Origin of the sequence: Amycolatopsis lexingtonensis (genome assembly GCF_014873755.1) — a bacterium.
GTDB lineage: Bacteria > Actinomycetota > Actinomycetes > Mycobacteriales > Pseudonocardiaceae > Amycolatopsis > Amycolatopsis lexingtonensis.
Genome location: NZ_JADBEG010000001.1, coordinates 3,696,741 through 3,720,852, shown reverse-complemented (window position 1 = coordinate 3,720,852; position 24,112 = coordinate 3,696,741). Strand labels below are relative to the sequence as shown.

Below are 24,112 nucleotides of genomic sequence, written 5' to 3'. Positions count from 1 at the left end.
GCCCCCCTGTTCCTGGCGCGGTGACGGTGATCGAGCCCCATGAGGTCGTGAGCTGCCTCGAACAGGACAAAGCCGCCGCTGACGACCAGGCCATTGTGCAACTGATGTTCCTCGACGCCGACCTCATGCCGGTCGGCACAGGCCGGCCGCGCTTTCACGAGGTGACCTATTCAGACCGCGGCCTCTTCGACGGCATCGCTGCGCTGCACAGGGATTTGGCGCACGGCGAGGACGAGTTGGATCTTGAGTCGTCGCTGATCCGCTTGCTGAATGTCCTGCTCACCAGGCATGCGGATGCTCCCGGCGCAGCGAGTCCGACACTTCGTCCTCGATCGCTTCGTCAAGTACGGGAGATGCTCCACAGCCAACTGAACTCCAACATCAAGCTCGACGACCTCGCGGCAGTCGCCGGTTGCAGCAAACGCCACTTGATCAGGAGTTTCCGGCAGGCTTACGGGGTTCCGCCACACCATTACCGGACCCTGTTGCGCTTGGCGCGCGCCAAGTCCATGCTGGCAGCGGGACGATCCGTGGCAGAGACCGCCGCCGAGCTTGGTTACTGTGACCAGAGCCAGCTCAATCGGCACTTCCGGCGGGAGTTCGGCCTGAGTGCAGGTGGCTATGCCAGGAGCGTACGGTAGACCTGCGGTGTCTTGGCTCAACTGCCACCTTGTCGGCCCTCATGGGAAAACGCTGACCGGTGGGCCGGGTCACGTCCGCTGGAGTGGTGTATAGACGGCCACTCGGTGATCTCGGTCTGAGGCTGTGCGGTGAGTTCGGTGGGCAGGGCGGGGTCGTCGGTTTCTGACCCGATCGGGTGGAGTCGGGCCCTGGCGAGGAGCGCGCGGCCCATGTAGCGGCGGGCTTCGGGCCACTCGTCGCTCTGCTCGGCCAGGACCGCGCCGACCAGGCGGATGACGGCGGTGCGACGTTCGGACTGGCCGGGTTCACGGCGGCCAGGGATGATCCGGCCAGTTCCCCGGTAGCCACCGTCAGCAATCACGATGGTCCGGCCGACGGCATCCTTCGCACCGGACACCTCCCACGCCTTGCACTCGTTGCGGTTCCCTGGGACCGGCCGGCCGACGGCGACGGCCAGGCGGATGTCGGCGTCGATGACGACCTGGTGGTTGGTGAAGGACCGGCAGTTCTTCGACTGCTTCGCGATCGCGTGGTCACGGGTGAGAACCAGAGTGCCGTCAACGATCAGCACGGTGTCCCTCCGGAACCTCTTGCAAGGCTGCTGGGCGAGCAATGGCCCGAGGTGGGCGAGGATCCGGTCCGCGGCGGACTTCGAGAGCCCGAACAGCGGGGCCAGCTGCCGCAGGGTGAGGTTCGTCCGCCAGTACGCGGCCATCGAGTCCGCGGGGGACGTCGATGAGCAGTACGAGGGCTGCTTGTCCTTTTTCGACGTCCGTGGCCAGGTCCCGCGCTCGCACGTGATCCACGTCGAGCACACCACCGTCGACGGGCAGACCAAGATCACCTTGTTCGAGCATGGAGACGCCCGCCTGGTCGCCCACGAGGTGGACCACGTGCACGGCATCCTCAATACCGACCAGATGCGCGAGGACGTCGACCCGATCCCCGTCGAACAGTATTGCGGCACCGGCTCGAACTGGAAGTACTGACGGCTCGCCGAGCTCAGTCGATGCGCCGTTGTCGCGCGGCGGCCGTGTGGAATATCGCCGGTCATCGACAAGTGCCGCAGTTGCGTGGGTGTTGTCCACCTCCTAGCACACAGCTTCTACGGCGACGTCGCCGATACCACGACGAGAATCATCGCGGGTCTGTCTAAGCGTGGCGTGACGTGTTCTGGACGCGCCAAGGCCGAGCGATGAAGGAGTCGAGAGTTATACCGTAGGTCGTGAGGTCCCGTAGTGCGTCGGTGTCGGTGATGGTGAGGATGCGGGTAGCTTTGTCGATAGCCTCGTTGTTGCCGTGGGCGAGTGCGGTGAGGTAGTGGTGGAGAGCGTCAGGATAGTGGCCTTCGCGACTGAGGTAGTCGCCGTACACGATGTGTGCTCTGATGTCGCCGGCGTCCACACCCCGAAGCAGAATTTCCACTGCATCGGCGGACTTTTCCACGGCGAACATGGCGTGGACGACGGGGGCGATGACGGCGGTACGCGATTCTCGTAGGTGTTGCTCGACGAGGGCCCGTGCTCCGGCGATGTCTTTCTGGTGGACGAGGGCGACTGCTAGTCGCGGGTCGGCTTCGGCAAGTAATCCCTTGTTCTGGTTTTCGCGGATTGTGGTGGCGGCCTCGAGGTATCGACCGAGTTGAATTTGCAGCTCTGCGAGGCGAATCCGCGCGGCGGGATATCTCTCTCCAGCTTCGTAGAGTAGGTAGACCGCTTGGGTCTGCTTCAACGACGTGGTGGGCGTCGCGGCACCGACAGCGCCACCACTGTTGCCGCCAAGTACCTGAGTGGCTACCGCATCTAATTCTCCAGCGCGGGCAAGACCCTCTGCGATCCAGGTGAGCGCGCGACTACGACTGACGTGGGCACGTTGCTGGTATCCATTGGCGGCTATGTCGAGCAAGTCGTCTGATAGGAGAAAGTCGCTGACGGGAATGAGCACGTCGGAGGTGCTGATGTCGACGGTGCGGATGTACCAGTCGATTGCCTTCTCTGCGGAGCCGGCGCGACACAAGCGAACGGTGATCACGGCCGCGAGGTCGTCTGGGGAGCTTGCCAAGGATTGTTGTGCCCGGTGGTAGTAGGTGGTGGCCTCGGCGATCGCTCCGGTGGACGCACTTAGGGTGGCGGCAAGAGGCCATGCGGCGGGATCGCCGCGTTCTCCGGCACGGTTGCAGCAAATCAGTGCTCGCTGGGTGAGTCGTCGTTGTGCCAAGGCTTCGGCGATCTCGATAAGTACGCGCGGAGTGCCGATGTTCGCTGCCGTTGTGGCGAGGTCCATCGCGGTTTCATACAGCCCCGCGCGTGCGTGAATGACGGCTGCGATCGCGTGAGCGCCGGGAACCTCGCGGTCGACGGCGCGTTCGCTCCATGCCACAGCTTCCTCAGCTCGTCCGTTGCCTGCCAAGATCTGCGCTCCGAGGAGGTAGACGTGGTAGTCACCGGCGTCGGCCCGTTTCTGCAGTCGCTGGATCGCGTCGTCTACTCCGTTGCGGTCGATGAGCAGGTCCGCGGCGATCGGGATCGTGTTTAGGTCGTGCTTGTCGTGGAGAAGAAGAAGCCAGTCGATCGCCGCCTCGTCGTTACGGTCCTCGACCATCAGTGCGGCCGCGACGGCCGCAGCATCTTCGTCACCGAGCTCGGCCAATCGGCGGTAGGTGTCGATGGCGACGGCGCGTTGTTTGAGATCGATGTGCGCCATGGCAGTGAGCTTCAGGGCGGTTCGGTTTCCGGCGTCGGCCAGCGCGCGCAGGGATTCGATGACGTTGCCGGGCCGGCCGTCTGCCAATGAGACCTCGGCGGCTTCAAGACGAGCGTCGCGGTCGCCGGCCTCAGCGAGCTCCCACAGCTGGTCGTGCGCTTCTGCAAGACGTCCAGAGTGGCGAAGCATGTCGGCGAGGCCGCGACGTGCGCCGGGCAGATCGAGCTCGGCGGCTCGCTGGTAGAAAGACGACGCTTGCTGGAGCAAATATCGGCGGCGACATTCGGCGGCGATGGGCAGCAGGCTGTCGCGGTCAGCGGTTTCGATCAGGATCGGCCACAAGTGTCGCTGGGGCAGCCGAGGATGGTCCACCTCGGTCACGAACCGGCACTCGAGGTAGTTGTCGAGCCGAAAGCGTTGGCCGGGCGCCATCGACGACTCCGGCCCGGCCACAGGGCGGTGAGTAAGCAGGCAGGTTTCACCCGGGCCGAGTTCGGTCAGCTCGGTGATCGCGGACTCGAACCAGTCGTGGGTCAGCTGGCTCCAGGTCCGTGTCGGCATATAGCTGGGCGCGCCGCGTTCGAGCAATTCGCGGGTGAGCCACAGGCCGTGACCCGCGTGGCGGGCGTCGACCGCGCACTGCAGAACCGCCTTCGCGGCGGGGCTCGCGTTGTCGTATCGGGCCTGCATGTCGGGGGTGGCGACGAGCTCCTGGATTACGTAGCGTTCTGCGGCGCCGGCCGCGGCGATCAAGCGCGGGTCGGTCGATGCGGCAGCACGTTCGACCTCATTCGGGGTGAACTGGTCAGCAACGCTGAGATCGGTGCCGGCGAGCAGTAGCCGTACGTGCGAGTACGGGTCGGGCCCGCTGTCTTGGTGCGGCTTGGTCAGTTGCCGCCACTCGGCGGGTGTCATCGTGGCCAGGATGAGGGTTGGCCGATGATGGTCGTCGTCGAGAATGGTACGCAGCTCGCGGGCGATGAGGTTCCCGAGGTCGCTGCCGTCAACGGCGAAATAGCGGACGGCACGCGGCAGCCACAGCACGCACCGTGGCGGTAGTTGTCGGGCTACGGTGAGCAAGACCGCGGGATTTTCCGGGCTGGTGCTGGGCCAGATATGCCAGTCGCGCAGCAGGGGTGTCTGGGTGCCTGGAAGAGGGGTACGGAGCGCTTCCCACAGCGACCTCTTCTTCCCGGCAGGGGACCGGCTGACAAGGGTCAACATGCCACTGTTCCCGCAGGCGGCATTCGTGACCGTCTGGCGTAGCACAGGATCGTGCTCACGTTCGGTGTAGGCGGTGAGCTCAGGCAGTCGTTGAGAGTGCCCGCGTATCGGCATGATCTCCAGCCGTCGCGGAGGACATTCGATCAACTTTGCCAGCGACGCGTGAACGGACGAAGTCATGTCGTCTGGAACGGTCACGTCCACGAACTCGAAGCTCTCATTTCTCGGAAGAATCGCTGCGAGCAAGGCGATCGCTCGTGTACCTCGGCTACCGCACCGACTGTTCCAGAACCAAACATGCATGTGCGTTCGCTCGCTAGCAGAGGCTAGCACGGGTGCCTGCACCGGTAAATGCACGTGCAGATTTCTCGCAAAGTTCTCACTCTGTGCGCGGCACTGGCGGAAATTACTCCATATTGCCTGCTAATTGTTCACTCGAAAGGCGGTACGACTACCCATCGTTACTGCTTCGTGGGGTGATAACCGGACGTGTTGCCCCGAAGGGCTGTTTCATCGGGAGAGATTGGCGATGACCAGAGCTGTGATCTTCTGCGCCGCGCCGCGGGCGTCGTTTTTCCAGGGGTCGGCGGGGTTGGTGCTGGCGTAGTCGATGTCGACGGCGACGTTGATAAGGGTGTCGTCGCGGACGTCCAGGGCGACGGTGCAGGCGTCGGTGTCCGTGCCGGTGGAGCCAGGAAGTCGGCGACGGAGATGATAACAGCGGGGTAGGTGTCGATGGTGATCGGGTCGAAGTGGTTGCCGCTGCCGGAGTGGCCGCGGGCGCGTTCGGTATAGAGGTAGGCGAGGGTGGCGCCGTCGATCCAGACGCTAACGGTGGTGGCGTCGAAGCGTGCCGTGCAACGGCGGTCGCTGCCCGCTTGCTGGTGTCCGCCAGTGAATTCGATGTCGTGGAGCTGATCGAGGGTGACCGCCGCGCACGGATCGGCTGTCACCCGGTCTACGTGCAGCCCGGTGCCGGGGATCGGCGGAACCGACACCGACAACGTTGGGGGAGTGGCCGGGGATGTGGCGTGCAGGCGACAGTGGCCGCGGCCAGCAACAGCGCGGGAAGCATGCGCGGGGGCCGGCGGGTCATGGGTGGTCGGCTCCTGGCTTGACCCGGTAACGGGCGGTGTCGTCGACGACTTCGGCGGTCGAGGCAAGGTTGAGTATCTGAGCGAAGTTCGCGCGGACCGCCTCGAGTGCGAGCCGTTGGTGGTGATGGCTGACCCAGCCTGGCCAGCGTCCCGCTGCGACGGAACGAGAATGTGAACGCACGTTACGCCTCTCAGGATTAGTCGCGTGAGACGCATCGCATGGAGTGGATCGACCGGCGTTCCGCAGCGCGAACCGCGTGCCCGAGGCATGCTGCTGGACGCACCACGTCCCCGAAATGAGTTCAGTTAATGCCGCTTGAGGGGCCGGTGTGAAAGGGTTGCGATCGCCAGGCGGTCGCCAGTTCTGTCATGATATCCGCGATCAATTCTGGTTCAATTCGAGTCAATTCTTGAACTGGGTGATACCAGTTGGTGAGCCTCAATATATCAGCAAGGGTGCGGACGCTTCGCTGATGATCACTCCTGCGAGTCACCAATAGCAGTGCTTCGGCTTGATGTGTCGACTGGCTGATGGATCGGGCGATCGCCTCGGCGCGGTCGAGATCGCCAGCTTCCGCCGTTGCCCCTACTAAGAAAATTAGCGCTTGTCCTTGATGGTCGGGGCGAGTAATGGAGCGGGCGATCGTCTCGGCGTGTTCGTAGTCGCCAGCTTCAGTCATCACCTCTACCAGAGATGCCAGGGCCCGTGCTCGCTGACCGGGTTCAGTGATGGAGCGCGCGATTGTCTCCGCGTGTTCGTGCTCACCAGTCCCCGCGACTGCGCCAGTCACCAACACCAGCGCACGCGCCTGCTGACCAGGTTCGGCGATCGATCGAGCGATCGCTTCGGCGCGCCGGTGCTGGCCCACTCTGGACAGAGTCTTCACCAGGGATACTAACGCCTGTGCTTGCTGACCGGGTTGGGTGATGGAGCGGGCGATTGCCTCCGCGATTTCGGAGTTGCCGGTTCTGGCGGCTGCTCCGGCCAGCGAGACCCTTGCTCGTGACTGACGGCCGGGTTGAGTGATGGAGCGGGCGATTGCCTCGGCGCGTTCGAGGTTGCCGGTTCTGGCCACCGATCCAGCCAGCCAGACCAGTGCCTCAGCTTGCTCGTCGGGGTTGGTGATGGAGCGGGTGTCTGACTCGACCTGGTCAATAAGTTCGCGGGCGTATTCGTGTTGCCCGGTTCTGGCCGCCCTTCCAGCCACCGAGACCAGCAACCGCGCACGCGAACCGCGATCGGTGATGGAGTGGGCGATGTTTTCGGCACGCTCGTGGTTTCCGGTTCCGGAGACGGCCGTAGCCAACGAGATCAGCGCGTGTGTCCGGTGGCTGGGGCGGGTGATCGAACGGGCGATCGTATCGGCTTGGTCGACAAGGTCGCCGGTGGGTTCGTGGTCGCAGATCTCAGCCATGGTCTCGACCAAGACCGTCAGCGCCTGCGCGTGGTCGTCAGGATCAGTGATGAGTGTGGTGCTTTCCTTCGCTTGGTCGAGAAGATGGCGGACGAGCTCATAGTCGCCAGTATCAGTAATGGCCTCGGCCACTGAAATCAGTGCCAGGAACCGGTGACTGGGTTGACTGATGGAGTACGCGAGTGCTTTCGCGTAGTCGTAGTTGGCGGCTTCTGCCGTCGTCTCCGCCAGGGATGCCAGTGCCTGAGCTTGCTGGTCGGGTTCGGCTATGGAGCGGGCGATCGCTTCGGCGTGTTGATGTTCGCCGCCTTCGGCGATGGTTTCGGCCAGTGACTTCAGCGCCGCTGCCTGTATGTCGGGTTCGGTGATGGAGCGGGCGATACCTTCCGCGTCTTGGTGCTTGCCCACCCTGGCCGCTGTTCCGGCCAACGACATCAGAGAACGTGCTCGGTCACTAGGCCGGGGGTCGGCGCGCGCGAGCGCCGCGGCGCGGTCGTAGTCGCCCACCGTCGCCGCTGATCTCGACAAGGACGTCATGGCCTGTGCCCGCTCATCGGGGTCGACGATGGAACGGATGATCTCCTCGGCTTGGTCGAGAAATTGACGCCCCGGCTTGTCGTAACCGGCGCCTGAGACTGCTTCGGCTACTGACATCAGCACTCGCGCCTGATGGTTGGGCCGGGTGTTGGAGTGAGCGATTGTCTCGGCCAGCTCGAGAAGCCTGTGAGCGCGCTCTTGGTCGCCGGCCCGCGAGGCGGCCTTGGCCACTGACATCAGCGCTCGCGCCTGGTGGCCGATTCGAGGGATGGAGTGGGCGATCGTCTCTGCGCGCTCGTGGTCGCCTGCCTTCGCCATTTCCCGGACGAGCCACACCAACGCCTGGTTCTGGAGGCTGGACCGGGGAGCGGAGCGGGCGATCGTCTCGGCGCGCGCGTAGTCGCCGGCTCTCGCTACCGCCCTGACGACCGACACCAAAGCCCTCGTCTGGAGGCTGGGCCGGTTGCTTGGATGCATTAGTGCTCTTGCGTGGTCGAGGAGGCGTTGGGCGTGCTCGTGATCGCCGGCTTCGGCGACTGCCTCGACCAGGGACATCAGCGCTCGTGCGCGGTGGTCGGTTCGGGAAATGGAGTGGGCGATTGCCTCGGCGTGTTCGTGGTCGCCCGTCTTGGCCACTTCCCTGACGAGCGACGCTGATATCTGCTGTTGCACGCTAGGTTGGCTGATGTAGTGGGTGACCGTCGTGACTTGATCAAGGAGTCGGCGGGCGCGTTCGTGATCACCGGTCTCGAACACCGCCCTTGCCACCGACATCAATGCACGTGCCAGGCGGGCCGGCCGGGTGATGGAACCGGCTACGGCCTCGGCTTGGTCGAGAACGTCGCGGGTGCGCTCGTCGTCGCCGGTCTTGAACACTGCCCTGGCCACCGCTGCCAGCGCATGTGCTTGGTGGTTGGGCCAGTGGATGGAGCGAGCGATCGTTTCGGCGCGTTCGTGATCGCCGGTTGCGGCCAGCCGCTCGGTCAACGTGCTCAGAGCCGCCGCCTGCTCGTCGGGTTCGGCGATGGAGCGTGCGATCGCCTCCGCTCGGTTGTGGTCGCCTGTCTTCGCCACGGTCTCGGCCAACAAATGCAGTGCGGCTTCCTGATGACCGGGTTCGATGGTCCGAGCGATCTCTTCGGCTTGGTCGAAGAGCTCGCTCGCCCGCTGGTGATTTCGTGTCGTCGACAGGGCTTGGGCGATCAACGCCACCGCGTGTGCGCGATCACCGAGGTCGGGTAGTGATTCTGCCAACGATTCGGCTCTGCCGAGGCGGCCGAGTGCCGCCCACGCGGCGGGCAACTCGGGAGGGATGTTGCTGCTTCGTGCCAAGAGGTGGTCGCGATGGATGGCCAGGCGGACCATGGCGCTCAGATCCGGGGTTTCGTCGGCTGCGATGGCGTCCTGGGTCGTGGTGATCTCGGCCAGGACGCCGGCGTCGCCTCCCGAAAGGATGCGCAGCCGGTCTTGACGAGCGGGATCGATGGCGACGACTGTCATCTGCCGCCAGTCGTCGGTCGCTTGGAGCATGCGGAAGTAGCCACGCAGCAGGTACTCCGGGGTGTCCGCGGGCCACCGTCGTGCCCGGTACAGCTCGGCCCAGGTGTGCACGCGGTCGCGGTAGCCCGCCATCCTGCGAGGTCCCAGCATCACGAGTGCCGTGAGCTGCAGTTCTTCGTGCCCCAGCAGGAAGACCTCGGGACCGTCCGGCTGGAAATGACTGCCGCGGATGGTGAAGCTGCGTCCGGATACAGTGCGTAGATGCTCGTTGATCTCCCATTCAGACAAGCTTGTCAGCTCCGCGAGATCTGCTGCGGACAAGCCGCCGCCGGCCGCGGTCACCAGGCCGAGTAGATCTTGTTCCGCGACCGTTCCACGCAGTAGCCGCTTCAGTTCGCGCTGGGCCTCTACCTGTATTGCCTGTGCTTCCCGCGACGGACTCAACGGTCGGATCGTGGTCTCGCTTCGTAACGGGTGGTGCGCCGGTACGTCTGACGGGATCGGAGGATTCGGCCGGCCGGTAACGATGACCCGCATTCCAGCGGGCAGTTCGGCAGGGAGGAGGGCGGCGATGCTGTGGGAGTCGGGCCCGTCGTGGACTCCTCGATCCTCGTCCAGACCATCGACCAGCAGTACAAATCGTTCTCCGCGACGTTGGCAAAGCTCGGCCGCCTCGGCGAGCAGACCGAGAAGGTGCGCCTCACGGTTCGATTCGGTCAGAAGGCTGGGCGGCGTTTCGTCGAGCATCGCCAGCAACTGTTCCATGACATTGTCGATGAAGGCGCTGCGGTCGTTCTGTGCTGCCAACCGCGCGGTGACGAAGAACGACACTATCCGCACCCCTTCCGGGGGATGCAACACGAACCAGGACGTCAGGGCCGACTTGCCCGACCACGCCTTCGCGCGCAACCAGACATAGGTGCCTGAAGTTGATTTCGACGTGCAGAACTCAGCTAATTGAGCTAGCTCAGCGTGCCGCCCGATGAGCTGCCCTGGAGTGATCCGCTGGACCTGCTGGCGGTACCGGGTCCGGACCGGGGTACCCGTCAGCAGGTTGACATCACCCGTGTGGACGCCGGAATTGGCGTACCCGCCTGTCGCGGTCGCAGAGCCGCTGCCGGTCACCGTGACACGTCCTGGGCGTGCGGTCATCCCTCGCTCACCCCGCCAGTCTGACACCCCCGTTCGACGTTCGAATCAGTCCAGCTCTACGCCGCTCGTTGCGTTTCCACCTCCGGAAGCCTCTGCATCTCCCGTCCGTTCGGCTCGTATTGAGCCGATGTCCACGCTCGCCTTGCCGGAGACACCCGTCACAGCTGAGCCCTCGGAAGTCGCACTCGCTCGACCGGACTCGGAGACCACGATCGAGCCTCCGGATCGGGGGGCGCGCACCACTGCCCACACCGCCACACCGACCGCAGCGACGGCGCCAAGAGCGGATACCGACGTGGCGACCTTGTTGGCATCATCCCAGCGTGCGAGTGTGAGCCACATGCCCAACCCCGCCACCAGCACGCAAGTGACGATCATCGCGATACGTCCGGTTGTCATACCAGATTCAACCGCGGATCACAGGAAGACTGCAACAGGATGAGCGGGCAGCCTTCTGCGCGCTCAACAGCCACGACAGCGATAGTCGGAGCTAATCGAACATCGCAGAATCCGACGCCGGCGCTCCTGGTTATGTGACTTGGTTACAGATACGCGGGCTGGCCCTTGGACAGCTGTAGCCGCTCGTATCGTCGCCGAGTCCCGCTCGTCGTGGTGACCCGGATCGGACGAAAGGACTCCCTCGCCGAGCTCACCCGACTGCTCCCAGCTGCTGTCGGTTCCGGCTGAATACTGACCCTCTGGTTCCGGGTGAACCTTGACCCACCCGTGAACGATCATGAGGTGTTGAACGTGGAGGACTGGGCGGAGATCCGCCGGTTGCATCGCGCCGAGGGGATGGCGATCCGGGCGATAGCCCGGCGGTTGGGGATCGCGCGAAACACGGTGCGGCGAGCGTTGGAAGCGCATGAGCCACCACGCTATGAGCGGCAGGCGAAGGGCTCGATAGTCGACGCGGTGGAGCCGCAGATCCGGGCGTTGCTGGCCGAGTTCCCGGAGATGCCCTCGACGGTGATCATGGAACGGGTCGGCTGGGACCGCGGTAAGACGGTGTTCTTCGAACGGGTCCAGGCGCTGCGGCCGCTGTTCAAGCCCGCGGATCCGGCGTCGCGGACGGAGTATCGGCCGGGCGAGCTGGCTCAGTGCGACTTGTGGTTCCCGCCGGCGGATGTCCCGCTCGGGTTCGGCCAGACCGGGCGGCCTCCGGTGTTGGTGCTGGTCAGCGGCTATTCGCGGATGATCACTGCGGTGATGCTGCCGTCGCGGCAGTCCCCGGATCTGCTGGCCGGGCACTGGCGCCTGCTCTCGGGCTGGGGCAGGGTCCCGAAGGCGCTGGTCTGGGACAACGAGTCCGCGATCGGGCAGTGGCGGGGAGGGAAACCGCAGCTCACGGAGGCGATGAACGCCTTCCGGGGGACGCTGGGGATCCGGGTGATCCAGTGCCGGCCCGGTGACCCGGAGGCCAAAGGCCTGGTCGAGCGGGTCAACGGCTATCTGGAGACCTCGTTCCTGCCCGGCCGTTCGTTCACGGTCGGCGGGCCGGACGCAGGTTATCGCCACGAGCAGTGGGGGCCGGGGGAGGTCCGAGCAGTCGGTGTGCGCCGCCAAGGCGTGCCGGCTGAACCCGGCCTGCCCGGCACACGGATGAACCGCGCCGCGGTCGGAGAGCACGGTGATGCCCGAGCGCGCGCTGTCCCGGTGCGGCACGAGCCGGCCGAGCCGGACGACCAGTTGCAGCATCTGCTGTTCGGTCTGCACGCCGTCGAACAGGGCGATACCGTCACCTGCCAGCACGGCGGCCAGCTCGCCGACGCCGCCTGCCGCGCCGATGTCGACGCGGCACTCCGACAGCGCAGTCATCAGCATGGTGGCATCCCCTCCGGTGGTGGTTCGTCGGCTCGGCCAGCACACCGGCTCCAGCAGCGCGGCGTCCACTGACAGATCGTCAACCCCGCGGCGGCCTGGTGGACGACCGCGCGCTGCTACGGTCGGTGACAGCGGTGGTGCCGAGGGCAGGAGAGTGGTGCCGGTGGCGGAGTCCCGATACCCGGTGTCGATCAAGGGCGTGCTGATCCGGGACGACCGGGTGCTGCTGGTCCACAACGAGCGCGACGAATGGGAGCTGCCCGGGGGCCGGATCGAACCCGGCGAGACCCCCGAACAGTGCGTCGCGCGGGAGATCACCGAGGAGTCCGGGCTGCCGGTCGACGTCGAGGAGATTCTCGACGCGTGGGTATACCACATCGCCGTGGCCGGCAAGGACGTGTTCATCGTGACCTACGGCTGTACCTGCACCTCGGACGCGGCGCCGGTGCTCAGCCACGAGCACAGCCGGATCGCCGAGTTCGCCGAGCACGAGGTTTCCGGGCTGCGCATGCCGGACGGGTACAAGCGTTCGATCGCCGCCTGGTTCGACCGGCTTCGCACCCTGCAAGCTGCGCGGTAGCGACCATGGCCGGGTGCGAACGCTGCGGGACGCCCCTGGGCCGCTACGTCCGCGGCGCGGTCTGCCCGGCCTGCCGCGCCGTGACCACCAGCCTGTCTCCGCGGCCGCCCCGGCTGGCGCCGGCGGTCTGGATGTGGTCCGACCCTGCCGCTGCGGCGGCACTCGGCTCGCGGGATCTCGCGTCGGTCCTGCGCGCGTACCGGGCGGCGAGTGGGCTGAGCCAGGAGGCGCTTGCCGCGCTGCTCGGCTACGACAAGTCGTACGTCGCGATGATCGAAACCCGCAAACGCACGCCCGGTGATGTAGCCGGGCGGCGGCACATCGCCCGTGCCCTCGGGCTGCCGTTCCACCTGTTCGGCGTTACCGACCCGGACGACGCAGACTTCGCTGCGCTGGTGCAGTTCGGCGACAGCGTGGTCCGGCTGGCCGAGATCGCCCGCCAGTCCGGCCGGGCTGTCGAAGCCGTCAACGAGCTGTGGCCGCTGGCCGCTCGGCTCGAGGCCCGTGCTGCCGAAGGCCGTCTTGAACGCGACACCTTGTCCCTGCTCGCGTCCGCCCGCCTGGCCCTCGGCGTCTCCCTCGGTACCGTGCTGCCCGAGGAACGCCTCACCGGCGCCGCAGCCTGGACCGGCAAAGCCCTCGTCCTCGCCCGCCACCTCGGTGATAACGACTTTCTCGCGGACACGCTGCGGATGCACGGCAACGAGCTCCGCAAAGCGGGTCGCCTCCGCGCCGCTGTCGCCCGGCTGGAACGTGCTGCCGCGGTGTCCACGACCGCGGCTGGGCACGGTGCCGCGCTCGCGCTGCTTGCCCGGGCCGCTGGTGATGCTGGATTGCCGGACCAGTTCGCCGGCGCCATCGACGGATGCCGACGACGCCTGGACTCAGCGAGCGGGACCGAACTGCTGCTGAATCCCTTCACGCTGCGTGAGATCCACGCTCGGGGCTTGCTTGCCCTGAACCGGCCACGCGATGCACTCCGAGTCTTCGATTCGGTTGCGGGAGAACCGGCCGCGCCGCAGTGGCAGGTGATCGAGCGAGTCACCGCCGGAGAAGTCCTTGCCGCGACCGGCGAGCGCGCCGGCGCGGAGGAAGCCCTGAGCACGGCGATCGCGACGGCTGAGCAGCGCCGCCTGCCGCATCAGCTGCAGCGGGCGGTCCGCGCCGCCCAGCACGGCCATCTCCCGGCCATCGCCGAGGCCGGTCGCCTTGCACTGCAACGTCTTCGCGGTCTGCTCTCGCCCGCTGCCTAGCAACGTGCGTGTGACCTCTTCCGTGTCAGGGAAGTGCGATACCTGACTTGACCAGGCAAAATGTGCGCCGAGGGGCGCCGCGTTCGCTTCGCCGGACCGTGGCCGGCCGGGCCCGGACGGCGGTCCGGGCGCCAGGAGTGGCAAGGTCGCCGGGAAGGCCAAGCTCGAGGCCAAGGAGGACGGTAAAGAGAAGTGCCGCGGCGGGCGGTGAACCTACGGGCAGCTAGGTGGTCCTGAGGTGTTCGGGGAGCTCGCCCCGGTTCCAGCGCATCGCCGCGTGCAGCGCGGCGATCAGGGCTTCCTCGTCGGCGAGGGTCGGCGTCTCGCCCATCGGCAGCCACATCTCGTGGTCCACGACGCCGTCTTGAAGGTGCGACACGAGGATCCCGGGATAGTACAGCTCGTCGACGCGGTGGCTCGGCTGCGAGTCACCTGGAGACGCCGAGGATTCACTAAGGGTGGCGGTGCGGTGCTCGACCTGCACGAGTACCCGGCGTGAACGACCGTTCATCACGGTAGGCCTCCCACGACGTGCCAATGAATGCGTTCGGCGGGCTGCTTCACCGATACGTTTAGAATCGCTGGAACGCTTCGATCGGTTACACCTGGTCATTGCGAGCCGCGCCATGGTGCTGTAGTCCGACCGGTGGCCGAAGGCTTTCAGCAGGCCAGCAGTGGGCAGATCAGCAGCTGCCCGGACCAGCCGCAGCAGACCGCGATCGTGTCGAGGGCGAAGGTGTCGTGCCGGTCGGCCAGCGCGTACCCCCGTAGCCGGCGCAGCCACATCACGACGTCCTCGGCGGTCGGCTCGACCGACCACTTCACCTTGAGCAAGGTTCGGCCGATAACGAGACCGGCGACCGTCTAGCCGGACGCGAGCTCGGGCGCCACGATCACCTTCTCGCCCCGCTCCAGCAGCAGCCGGCGGTCGCGGTCGAGGTAGATGCTCCAGCGCCGCGAGCAGTTCCGGGGCGGCGCCGGTGTCGCCGACGTCGATGAGGGCGCCGGTGAACAGCGCTCGCCGCCGCTTCGCATCCCAGTCCCGGGTGAGGGAGTGGTGCATGGGCTGGCGCAGCGAGGCCGGATCCAGTCAAGTTGCGAACACCGCCCGGCGAGTGTCGTCCGGCGCGCCGGGGTGCTCGGCGCGTTTCCAGTGCCGCAGCGACAGGTCGCCGACAGTGTCGGCGGGCGGCCTGCCGATGAAATGGTGCTGGTAGTCGGCGCCGGTCAGCAGCGCCTCATGCCGGCCGGCAGGTATGACAGCTCCTGTTGGCGCGGTGGTGTGGCGGCCAGGTCAGGCGCCCGCATCGAGGGTGATCTGCAGAAAGAACCGCCCGGCGGTGTCGGCGAGCCGGAACCGCCGACCACGCGATCGGCCGGTTACGGGGGAGACTGGCCGACCAAGCTGCACCTGGCTACCGAGCACCCGCCGTCTCGCGTCGTAAACCCGCGTATCTGCGGCTGCGCTGGCCTTCGTCACTTGTGCTCAAAGACCCCTCAGTGGAGTGCGCCCCGCGGTGCCACCCGATCATGTGGAATGCACGTGCAAGTGCACGTGTGTTCGCTCGCTAGCTGACGGCTCGAGTCGGACCGTGTTCGAGATCGGTCGATTGACGGATGTCTCAACCTGATCGCTTAGGCGTGGAGACTCGAGCGACGCCTTCCGATACTTATTAAACGTGATAATTCATGTGCGAATGCACGTGAACGTGAGGCTGGTCGGGTTCACGTTGGCGATCCGCGTTCGTCTGTACGTCGGTTGACGGATGTTTCGATATCGGGTTCTGAGTGATCGTTGTTCTATGAAGTTCATGGGCGGCTGGGTGAGTCTAGCGGCGTCGGATGCGTCACGGTGGGTTGGTCGATGGCGTCGACCGACTCATGTGTGATCGATCGAGATGCACTTGCTGATGGCAGGTGTGGAGGGATGCCGGGAGTGAAGCATCCATGTGCGGAAGGCAAGTCATTTTATCCAACTTGCATGCTTACTTTTTGTAGATACTGAATTAACCTCGTGTGAGGTTTACAATTATCGAATTGGAAATCAAGAATTGAGTGTCGGTCAAGATGGCAAGTGACCCCTCTGCGCGCGATGACGCAGATCTACCGCGTGCGGAGGCTGGGGTGCCGCAAGGGTGTGGATGCGGGGCTTTCTATGAGATATCAAATCACCTGGCTGTTCATGCACCCAGATCGGCAGGGTTTCTGAAGTCTGCCGAAAATCGATTGTCGGTTCTTTCTCAGGAAATTGCTGCACGGCTGGGCTGCAAGGCAATCGATATTTCCGGGGAGCGAGGTGCGTCCGCGGTCGACGTTGCCGACGTTGATTCGGCGTATAGATGCGTGATCGGAAATATCGAGTCTGAAAGGCAGGCTTGGCTACTGGGAATTGGAACTCTTGCGGGCGGTGCTGCGCTGGGTGCGGGAATCGCTATCGCATTATCGCCAGGTCTGGTTTCTGGTGCCTTGTTCTGGTGGATCGGGGTAGGTTTACTGGCTACTGTATCAACGATTTTGCTGTACCTTACTTGGCCTCGAAGGAAGCATCGATGAGCTGCTGATGGTAATTCTTGATCTCGTGGACGGGGTTGAGAATAACCGCTGGAGGATTGGGTTGTCATGGTCGGGCCTGTGAATTCCGAGTAGCTCATCGGCGGACCTCGCTGCCGGCCGGGGTCCGCAAGCTTCATTACTTGAACGTGGCTGCGCTGCTCGCGTTCGCGGGGTCGGCCAGCTCGATGCCGAGGCAGTCGAGGTGCTCGATGAAAGTGGTCGCTCAAATCGAGCAGGTGCTCGGAGATGGCCAAGACGCCGATCGACGTAATCAAGTCCATGGCGCCGCCGAGGGCGTGGATCGCGGGCAGGTTGGAGTTGTCGATCTCGGATGGGTGGGCTTCGGGCGAAGCTGGACGGGTTTCCGGGCTGGCGATCAGGTCGGAGACGCTCGGCGAGGACGAGGAGCGGCTGCTCGGCCAGCGGCTGGCCGGGTGGCAGGAGAAGTATCCCGACATGGAGATCCGCCGTGAGCTGGTTCGGGCCCGTCCCGCAGGCCTTGCTCGAGGCGAGCCGGACCGCCCAGCTGGTCGTCGGCAGCCATGGCCACGGCGGCTTCGCCGGGATGCTGCTCGGCTCGACCAGCCAGGCGCTGGTCCAGCACGCCCAGTGCCCCGTGCTGGTGGTCCGGCCGGAGCGGAAGGCCTGACCATCCGGCGACGTCCATGCCTGGCAGCACTGGCGTCGCCGAGGCGTTCCCGTATCGCTCTCAGGTTCAGGCAACTGGGCGGTCCGGCTCGAGCATGACGTCGGTCAGGGACCGGCGGGGAGTCCACGACACCGGCGCGCCGCGGCCCAGCCGCAGCACGATCTGGGGCCACAAGCCGCCGCCGAGCAGCTGACGCAGCTCGGAACGCACGTCCGTGACCTCGATCGGCTGGGAGATGAACGAGGCGTCGAGGCCGGCGGTGGTGGCGGTGAGCAGGACCCGCTGCATGGCCTGACCGGCCCGGAGCTGGTCGAGCCGGGTGTCGTCGAACGAGCCGATGACCACGACGAGCGGGTCGGATTCGTCGATGCGGCCGCGCCGGGGAGAAGGTTCGGCGCCGAAGTCGCGCAGGATCCAGCCGCCGTCGTCGGCGGGCATGGCGCCGGCGGCGTAGTCGGGGACGCCGTCGCGGCTGGTGCGGTCGCGTCCGGTCCAGTATCGCCACTCGGCGACGAACTCGGGATTGTTCAGCTGGACCTGGTGACTCTTGTGCACCAGTTCGCGGAGCTGGTCGAGCTGGCGCGCGTCGAGCCGGGGCAGCCAGGCCTGCTCGACCTCGGCGGCGTGGCGTAGTTCGGCTACGACGGAGGCGGGGATGGCGGCCGTTTTGAACGGGGTCCGGTTGGTGTGGCGGCGCGGGATCGAGTCGGCCAGCTGAACGAGCCGCCGGTCGGGTTTGCGGGCGGCGAAAGGCCGGACGAGGGCCAGCAGGGTCGGGTCGTCGCGCCGGGGGAGCAGCGTCGTGGCCGGGTGGGCACCGAGGGCGTGGATGGCGGTGCGCAGGTTGAACAGCGCCGCCCCGCACGACAGCAGTAGCTCCCGGCCATCCGCGTCCACCGCCGGGAGCCCACGCTCCGGGTCCGCGTGCAGCTCGAGGCCCGCGGGAGTACAGCGGAAGCGCCAGGGCTGCGTATTGTGCGTCGACGGGGCGAGCGTCGCGGCGCTGATCACGGATTTCACCTGGTCGGGACCTAACAGGCCGATCGGCTTGATGGCTGATGTCATGTTTTCCCTCGTGCCGCGGCACGGCACACTGTGGTTCGGACGGCTCATCGCGACGATCCCTCAGGTCGCTGGGCTCCGGAAAGGGGAGAAGGTCACCAGCGATGCGAGCGACGCGGAGGTTGTGGGCAGCGTGTCAGTGAAGGAACTTGCCGGAGACGGGCCGAACCCCCGGCGGATGGCAGGGACGTTGTCCGGGTTGCGGCTGCGAGAGCTGCTGGGTGACCTGCAGGACCGGATCGAGCTGCTGATCGGCACGCGCGACAAGATGGACGGCCTGCTCGACGCCGTGCTCGCGGTCGCGTCGGGCCTGGAGCTGGACACGACGCTGCGGCGGATCGTGCAGGCGGCGATGGAACTCGGTGAGGCGAAGTACGGCGCGCTCGGTGTGCTGGCCGAGGACGGTTCCCTGTCGGAGTTCGTCTACGTCGGCATCGACGACGAGACCCGGCAGCTGATCGGTGACCTGCCGACCGGCCACGGCGTGCTCGGCGTGGTCATCGACGAGGCGAAGCCGCTGCGCATGGAGGAGATCTCCGCGCACCCGGCCTCGGTCGGCTTCCCGGCGCACCACCCGCCGATGCATTCGTTCCTCGGCGTGCCGGTCCGCGTGCGCGACGAGGTGTTCGGGCGGCTGTACCTGACGGAGAAGAAGAACGGCGAGCCGTTCACCGACGACGACGAGGTCGTGGTCCAGGCGCTGGCCGCGGCGGCCGGCATCGCGATCGAGAACGCGCACCTCTACGAGCAGGCGCAGATGCGGCAGCAGTGGCTCGCCGCCACCAGTGAAGTCACCACCGAGCTACTGGGCGGCGGTGACCCGGCCGAGGCGCTGAACCTGATCGCGAGCCGGGCGCTGGAGCTGACCGGCTCGGAGGTCACCATGCTGGCGCTGCCGAACTCCGGGCGCTTGGACGTCGACGAGGACTGGGGCGAGGACGTCGGCGACCTCACGGTCACCGTGTGCGCGGGGGCGCGGTCGGCGGAGCTGTCGGGCACGCACATCGACCTCGAGGAGAGCGTGCCGGGCGCGGTGTACCGGGACCGGACGCCGCGCAGCGTTCCGGAGCTCGCTCTGCGGGAGCACCGCTACGGGCCGGCGCTGGTGGTGCCGCTGCGCGCGGGGGGACCGGACGACCGGCGTGCTCATCGCGATCCGGGAGCGAGGGGCTACGGAGTTCGAGTCGGCGCAGCTGTCGGTGGTGGCGTCGTTCGCCGACCAGGCGGCGCTGGCGCTGCAGCTGGCGGCGCAGCAGCGGACCGCGCGGGAGCTGGACGTGCTCGGCGACCGCGACCGGATCGCGCGTGACCTGCACGACCACGTCATCCAGCGGCTGTTCGCGGTGGGGTTGTCGATGCAGAGCACGCAGCGCCGGACGAAGTCGCCGGAGCTGCAGAAGCGGCTCGGGGACAGCATCGAGCAGCTGCACGAGATTGTGCAGGAGATCCGCACCGCGATCTTCGACCTGCACGGCGGTGTGGCGGGGGAGACGGGCCTGCGGCTGCGGCACCGGCTGCACGACGCGATCGCCGAGCTCACCGACGACGCGCCGCTGCAGCCGACGGTGAGCATGTCAGGTTCGATCGACACGGTGCCGGCGCAGCTGGCCGAGCACGTCGAGGCGGTGGTGCGGGAAGCGGTCAGCAACGCGGTGCGGCACGCGGAAGCCTCGACGGTGTCGGTGTCGGTCGCGGCGAAGGACGACCTGCTGCGGATCCTGGTGATCGATGAAGGCAAGGGCCTGGCCGAGGACATCTCGCCGAGCGGGCTCGGCAACCTCGGCGACCGAGCCACGACGGTCGGCGGCTCGTTCACGCTGGGAAGTGGCCCCGAGGGCGGCCTGAAGGTGGAGTGGACGGCGCCGCTCCGCTGAGCCCGGTGCCCGGGAACGCGAACGGGCGTCCGCCGGTCGGCGGGCGCCCTGGGAACGGATCGGTGTCAGCGCAGCCACGTGCGGTCGCCGACGAGGGCGGACCAGCGGCGGCCGAGTCCCCACGTGTTCCCGGCCGACGCGGCGGCCAGCGCGATGAGGATCAGCGCGTAGACGATGTGGTAGTCGATGAGCGGGTTGGTCGAGTGCGTTGCTTCGCCGGTGCTCATGCTCTGCGCGAGCGGCCATTCGGCGGCCCACATCATGAGCATCATCAGCGCGCCCGCCGCGGCGGACAGGCGCAGCCCGACGCCCGCGATGACGGCGAGGCCGATGGCGCCGAGGCCGAGCATGAACAGCCAGTCGGCCCACCAGGTGCCGGCCCAGGCGTGGAACATCGACTCGAACGGGCCGACGTGGACGTTGCTGAGGAAGCCCTTGGTCGGCGAGCCGCCGTTGAGCCAGGCGCCCTTCGACGGGGTCGCGTAGCCCAGGCCGAACAGCTTGTCCAGGAACGCCCACAGGAAGATGAAGCCGGTGGCGACGCGCAGGACGGCCAGGGACTTCCCGGCGATGGTGGGTGCGGCGACGAAGTCGGGGACCGGTGCCGGTTCGGTAGCTCGCTGGACCGGGATCTGACCCGTGGTGGTCTTCTTTTCCGTCGGGCGGGTGGACATGGCAACCTCCGTTTTTGCTCTGGCATCAGTGTCGGCGGGAGCAGCCGGTGCTTCTGGTGCCGGAGGTCCTCGCCCCGGGTGTCCTTCGGTTCCGGTTCGGAAGGTCGGAGGCAAGGGGCCGGTGGCCGGGTGCCCGGATTGCCGCGTGGTTCACCCCGGGCCACCCTCGACCAGGGCGATGGCGAGCAGTACGACGCCGAGCGAGCCGACCAGTGCCGCGATGGAGACGGTTCTGGCCCGGCCTGGCTGTCGCTTGGCCTGGGCGACGCCGTGGACGCTCGCGGCGGCCATGACCACCGCGAACAACAGCAGCTTCGCGGCGAGCGTGCGGCCGTAGCCGGGTTGCAGCAGTGTCCCCCAGGTGACGCCGTGCCGCGCGGCCAAGAGGATCCCGGTGGTGATCTGCAGGGGCAGGAACGCGGCGCCGGTGATCAGCGCGAATCGTCTGCCCACCGTGCGGAGCACGGCGGCCTGCTCGGCTGTGGCGAGGATGCGCCGCACGGGTGGGAGAACCACCACGGTGATGGTGAGCTGGCCGCCGACCCAGACGATCGCGCCGAGGACGTGGACGAACCGGATCCCGGTCCAGATGTCGATCACTGGTGCTCCGTGACGGTGAAGATCCCGTGGGCGCCGGTTTCGGCGTGCCGCATGTCGTGGTCGACGAACGGGTAGTGGCCGGGTTCGGGGAAGGTGAGTTCGACGAAGCCGCCTTGGGCCGGGGCCAGGTCCAGCACCTGGGCTCCTCCCGAGGTGTCCGTGGGACGCAGGAGCCAGGCGCCTTCGCGGTAGACGGTGTCGAACTGGGCGCCGACGACGTGGAACGCCGTGGTGTCGCCGGGGCCGGCGTTGACGACCCAGATCCGGACGCGCTCGCCGGCGCGGGTGGTGAGCGGGGCGTGGTCGTATTGGGCGGCCGTGCCGTTGAACGTCCATCCGTCGGGTTGTCCGGCGCGGATCTTGGCCACCTGGGCGTCGCTGCCGGGGTCGCCGAGGTAGAGCTGGGAGCTGACCAGGAGGTATTCGCGGTCGACGGCGGGCAGGCCGGGTGGGTCGATGATCACGGCGCCGTACATGCCGTTGGCGATGTGCTGGGACATCGGCATGCTGCTGCAGTGGTAGAGCCACGCGCCCGCGCGCTGTGCGGTGAACCGGTAGACCAGCCGTTCGCCCGGCGCGAGGGTGCGCATCGGGCCGTCCGGGGCCAGGGCGCCGGCGTGGAAGTCGATGCCGTGGCCCATGGCGGTGTCGTTGACCAAGGTGATCTCGAACCGGTCGCCCACCCGGCCCCGCAGAGTCGGGCCGGGAAGGGAGCCGCCGAACGTCCAGCGGGTCTCCCGCCGGCCCGGGGCGACCTCGACTTCCTGGTCGCGGGCGTGGAGTTCGACCCGGTGCACGGTGCCGGTCGCCGGCGCGAGCGCGGCGTCGCGGGGCGTCCAGCCCGGTGAAGGGTCGGCGCCGAGGTCGAGGCCCGCGGCCGCCGAATCGTCGCCACCGCCCGGGGAAGCGTGCGTGTGTCCACTTTGGACATGGATGGCCATCGTCATCCCGGCGGCGCGGTGGCCGGCGATGTCGCACCAGGCCTGCCGGTCGCCACGGATCTGCCCGGCGTCCAGCAGCGCGCTTTCCCCCCGGCCGAGCCGGGGCGTGCGCTCGCCGCTGTCCAGGCGCAGGTCGTGCGGCATCGCGTCTTGGTTGGTGACGCGCAGGACCAGGTGCGTCCCCGCCGGGACTTCGACCGTGCCGGGCCGCACCCGCATCCCGCTCAAGGTCACCTCGACGGTGTGGGCGTCGGCCGCGGCGGGAGACGGGCTGGTGGTGCCCGGCCCGCTGGTGGCCAGGGCCACGGCGAACACGACGGCGCTCAGGCCGGCCAGGACCCCGGTCGTGGTGCCCCGCGCGGGCACCGGGCCGGGTTCGAGGCCGAGCGAGCCGTGCCGGGCCACCGGGACGGCCACGCGCAGGGCCAGCACGAGGAACACGGCGAGGCTCAGGGCCGCGAGCGCCCACCCGATCTCCGGCAGGCCGAGAGTCATCAGCGGAACCGCGGCATTGGCCAGGAGAACCCGTAGGAGCCAGCCTCGCGCCAGCACCTCGGCGACCGCCTTGTGCTCGGCCGGACCGCGGCCCAGCACGACCGGCAGCAACTGCGTCAGCGCGCCGACGAGGACCTGCGCCGCGAAGCCCGCCGCCAGGATCGGCCCCACCGTGGCGACCACGTCGGGGAGCGCGTCGACCGTCCCGGCGACCAGCAGCCGGACGGCGTCGATCAGCACCGCGACGGCGAGCCAGCCGGTCCCCGCCGCCAGCATCCACGCGGCGGGACCGTGGGGCCTGGTGCGCGGGCGCAGCGGGAGGAGTGCGATGACGACACCCGCGGCGTAGCCCGCCAGGCCGGCCACGGTCACCCACACGTTCGCCGCGAGCACGCCCCCGGTGAGCACGGCCAGCCCGGCGGTCAGCGTCGGCAGTGCCCGGCGGGCGGCGACGATCGCGTCCGGGGTGATCCGGGTGCCGGTGGTGGTCGGCCACAGGGTGAACAGGGTGCCGAGCACGGACAGCCCGACCCAGCCGAGCAGCGCGAGGTGCACGTGCGCGCCCCACAACCGGCTGTACCAGGTGCCGGTTCCCGCCGCGAGCCCGGCGCCCAGCGCCGCGGTGGCGATCAGCGAAACGCTCGCGGCGGCGTAGAAGCCGATCAGGTAGCCGAACCGGCCCGCCGGTGCGTTCCTGCTCATGCGGAGCAGGTGGACCGTGTGCACGGTGGCGATGACCGCGACGCCGGTTCCGCCGGCGCCGGCGAGTGGCGTGAGGTCGGCGGTGACGCCGGCGAGCGCGGCGACGATGAACGCGTTCAGCACGGTCAGCCCGAGCGCGAGCCGTCGCGGTGCCGGGCCGGGGACTCGGCACAACGTCACCGTGAAGTGCTCCGACCAGATCACGATCGCGTTGGTCACCGCACCGAGCAGCAGGGCGTGGAGCGCGACCCACGCCGGCAGCCCGAGTCCGTCGTGGACGGCCAGCAGCGCGACGGCGACGGCGAGCCAGCCGAGCACCACGACGTTGGCCCACACGAACACCGGTCCCCGCGGACCGGCGCGGCGACGGCCGGGGGAGGGCGGGGCGAGGTCGATCAACTGGGTCACCGGCACACCCGCCGTCGGGCAGCGGTGAATCCGGTTCCGGTTTGGTTCACGCCGTCCAGGAAATCCCGGCCTCGGGGGAACCGGGTAGGGACGTTGGTCCACTCGTGTGAAGGCCATGGCCCCTGTTCGCGGCATGACTGGTCGTCCCAATCTGGGTATACCCACCGACCGGCAGGCCGGGACACCTGCACTACTCACGGACGAGACACCGATGACCTCGACACACC

General features: G+C 67.4%; 14 protein-coding genes and 5 pseudogenes. 7 read left to right on the top strand and 12 right to left on the bottom strand.

All coding sequences use genetic code 11. From position 1 onward, the window contains the following. The first annotated feature begins 20 nt into the window (after window positions 1-20). On the top strand, window positions 21-641 hold the full coding sequence (locus tag H4696_RS51255) for a helix-turn-helix domain-containing protein (RefSeq protein ID WP_086861899.1): 621 nt from the start codon (window positions 21-23) through the stop codon (window positions 639-641). Between the two features lie 149 nt (window positions 642-790). Here the strand turns inward: H4696_RS51255 and H4696_RS51550 are convergent. Continuing rightward, window positions 791-928 (bottom strand): annotated as a pseudogene (locus H4696_RS51550) (IS256 family transposase); the annotation flags it as partial. Between the two features lie 3 nt (window positions 929-931). Then, a pseudogene (locus tag H4696_RS16860) lies at window positions 932-1,357 on the bottom strand (transposase family protein); the annotation flags it as partial. Here H4696_RS16860 and H4696_RS16855 point away from each other — a divergent pair. After that, a complete protein-coding gene (locus tag H4696_RS16855; RefSeq protein WP_249027057.1) occupies window positions 1,329-1,631 on the top strand; it encodes a peptide deformylase in 303 nt (100 codons plus the stop codon). The pseudogene H4696_RS16860 and the gene H4696_RS16855 overlap by 29 nt on opposite strands. A gap of 163 nt (window positions 1,632-1,794) precedes the next feature. On the opposite strand, the gene H4696_RS16850 is transcribed toward H4696_RS16855, so the two are convergent. The 3 genes from H4696_RS16850 to H4696_RS16840 all read right to left on the bottom strand — a co-directional run bounded on the left by H4696_RS16850 (window position 1,795) and on the right by H4696_RS16840 (window position 10,243). Beyond that, window positions 1,795-4,773 carry a hypothetical protein gene (locus tag H4696_RS16850; protein ID WP_143265165.1) on the bottom strand — a complete coding sequence of 993 codons (2,979 nt, stop codon included), beginning with the start codon at window positions 4,771-4,773 and terminating at the stop codon, window positions 1,795-1,797. A 257-nt stretch (window positions 4,774-5,030) separates the two neighbouring features. After that, window positions 5,031-5,522, bottom strand: coding sequence for a hypothetical protein (locus tag H4696_RS16845; protein ID WP_143265166.1), 492 nt, complete (start codon window positions 5,520-5,522; stop codon window positions 5,031-5,033). Window positions 5,523-5,968: 446 nt separating this feature from the next. Then, window positions 5,969-10,243 (bottom strand): P-loop domain-containing protein, encoded by a 4,275-nt coding sequence (locus H4696_RS16840; protein ID WP_086861894.1) that lies wholly within the window; start codon window positions 10,241-10,243, stop codon window positions 5,969-5,971. A 768-nt stretch (window positions 10,244-11,011) separates the two neighbouring features. Between H4696_RS16840 and istA the strand changes: the two are divergent. The 3 genes and pseudogenes from istA to H4696_RS16825 form a co-directional block, all read left to right on the top strand. Beyond that, window positions 11,012-11,755 (top strand): annotated as a pseudogene (gene istA / locus H4696_RS16835) (IS21 family transposase); the annotation flags it as partial. 502 nt (window positions 11,756-12,257) lie between these two features. Next, window positions 12,258-12,674, top strand: coding sequence for an NUDIX hydrolase (locus H4696_RS50125; protein WP_249027058.1), 417 nt, complete (start codon window positions 12,258-12,260; stop codon window positions 12,672-12,674). Window positions 12,675-12,754: 80 nt separating this feature from the next. After that, a complete protein-coding gene (locus H4696_RS16825; RefSeq protein ID WP_249027059.1) occupies window positions 12,755-13,927 on the top strand; it encodes a helix-turn-helix transcriptional regulator in 1,173 nt (390 codons plus the stop codon). A 223-nt stretch (window positions 13,928-14,150) separates the two neighbouring features. Here H4696_RS16825 and H4696_RS16820 read toward each other — a convergent pair whose 3' ends face one another. The 3 genes from H4696_RS16820 to H4696_RS16810 all read right to left on the bottom strand — a co-directional run bounded on the left by H4696_RS16820 (window position 14,151) and on the right by H4696_RS16810 (window position 14,962). Next, window positions 14,151-14,438, bottom strand: a complete 288-nt coding sequence (locus H4696_RS16820) for a hypothetical protein (protein WP_143265168.1) — start codon at window positions 14,436-14,438, stop codon at window positions 14,151-14,153. A 149-nt stretch (window positions 14,439-14,587) separates the two neighbouring features. After that, window positions 14,588-14,752, bottom strand: coding sequence for a hypothetical protein (locus H4696_RS16815; protein ID WP_158104345.1), 165 nt, complete (start codon window positions 14,750-14,752; stop codon window positions 14,588-14,590). Window positions 14,753-14,791: 39 nt separating this feature from the next. Beyond that, window positions 14,792-14,962 carry a hypothetical protein gene (locus H4696_RS16810; RefSeq protein WP_158104346.1) on the bottom strand — a complete coding sequence of 57 codons (171 nt, stop codon included), beginning with the start codon at window positions 14,960-14,962 and terminating at the stop codon, window positions 14,792-14,794. Between the two features lie 1,902 nt (window positions 14,963-16,864). On the opposite strand from H4696_RS16810, the pseudogene H4696_RS16805 reads away from it, so the two are divergent. Continuing rightward, window positions 16,865-17,129 (top strand): annotated as a pseudogene (locus tag H4696_RS16805) (universal stress protein); the annotation flags it as partial. 66 nt (window positions 17,130-17,195) lie between these two features. Here H4696_RS16805 and H4696_RS16800 read toward each other — a convergent pair. Further along, window positions 17,196-18,194 (bottom strand): Acg family FMN-binding oxidoreductase, encoded by a 999-nt coding sequence (locus H4696_RS16800; RefSeq protein ID WP_192783036.1) that lies wholly within the window; start codon window positions 18,192-18,194, stop codon window positions 17,196-17,198. Between the two features lie 121 nt (window positions 18,195-18,315). Between H4696_RS16800 and H4696_RS16795 the strand changes: the two are divergent. Next, window positions 18,316-20,065, top strand: a pseudogene (locus H4696_RS16795) (sensor histidine kinase). Between the two features lie 65 nt (window positions 20,066-20,130). Here the strand turns inward: H4696_RS16795 and H4696_RS16790 are convergent. The 3 genes from H4696_RS16790 to H4696_RS16780 form a co-directional block, all read right to left on the bottom strand. Then, entirely contained in the window at window positions 20,131-20,739 is a 609-nt protein-coding gene (locus tag H4696_RS16790) for a DoxX family membrane protein (RefSeq protein ID WP_192782346.1), read from the bottom strand. A gap of 150 nt (window positions 20,740-20,889) precedes the next feature. After that, on the bottom strand, window positions 20,890-21,339 hold the full coding sequence (locus H4696_RS16785; RefSeq protein WP_086858409.1) for a hypothetical protein: 450 nt from the start codon (window positions 21,337-21,339) through the stop codon (window positions 20,890-20,892). Then, the gene (locus H4696_RS16780) at window positions 21,336-23,885 is read right to left on the bottom strand and encodes a multicopper oxidase domain-containing protein (RefSeq protein WP_211299655.1); all 2,550 of its coding nucleotides are present in this window, start codon (window positions 23,883-23,885) and stop codon (window positions 21,336-21,338) included. Before H4696_RS16780 ends, H4696_RS16785 begins: the two co-directional genes overlap by 4 nt. Window positions 23,886-24,112: the final 227 nt, after the last annotated feature.

Bases quoted from the DNA above. Each gene is read 5' to 3' on its own strand.
- H4696_RS16790 (WP_192782346.1), bottom strand. From the start codon at position 20,739: ATGTCCACCCGCCCGACGGAAAAGAAGACCACCACGGGTCAGATCCCG.
- H4696_RS16820 (WP_143265168.1), bottom strand. From the start codon at position 14,438: ATGAACGGTCGTTCACGCCGGGTACTCGTGCAGGTCGAGCACCGCACC.
- H4696_RS16800 (WP_192783036.1), bottom strand. From the start codon at position 18,194: ATGACATCAGCCATCAAGCCGATCGGCCTGTTAGGTCCCGACCAGGTG.
- H4696_RS16810 (WP_158104346.1), bottom strand. From the start codon at position 14,962: ATGCGAAGCGGCGGCGAGCGCTGTTCACCGGCGCCCTCATCGACGTCG.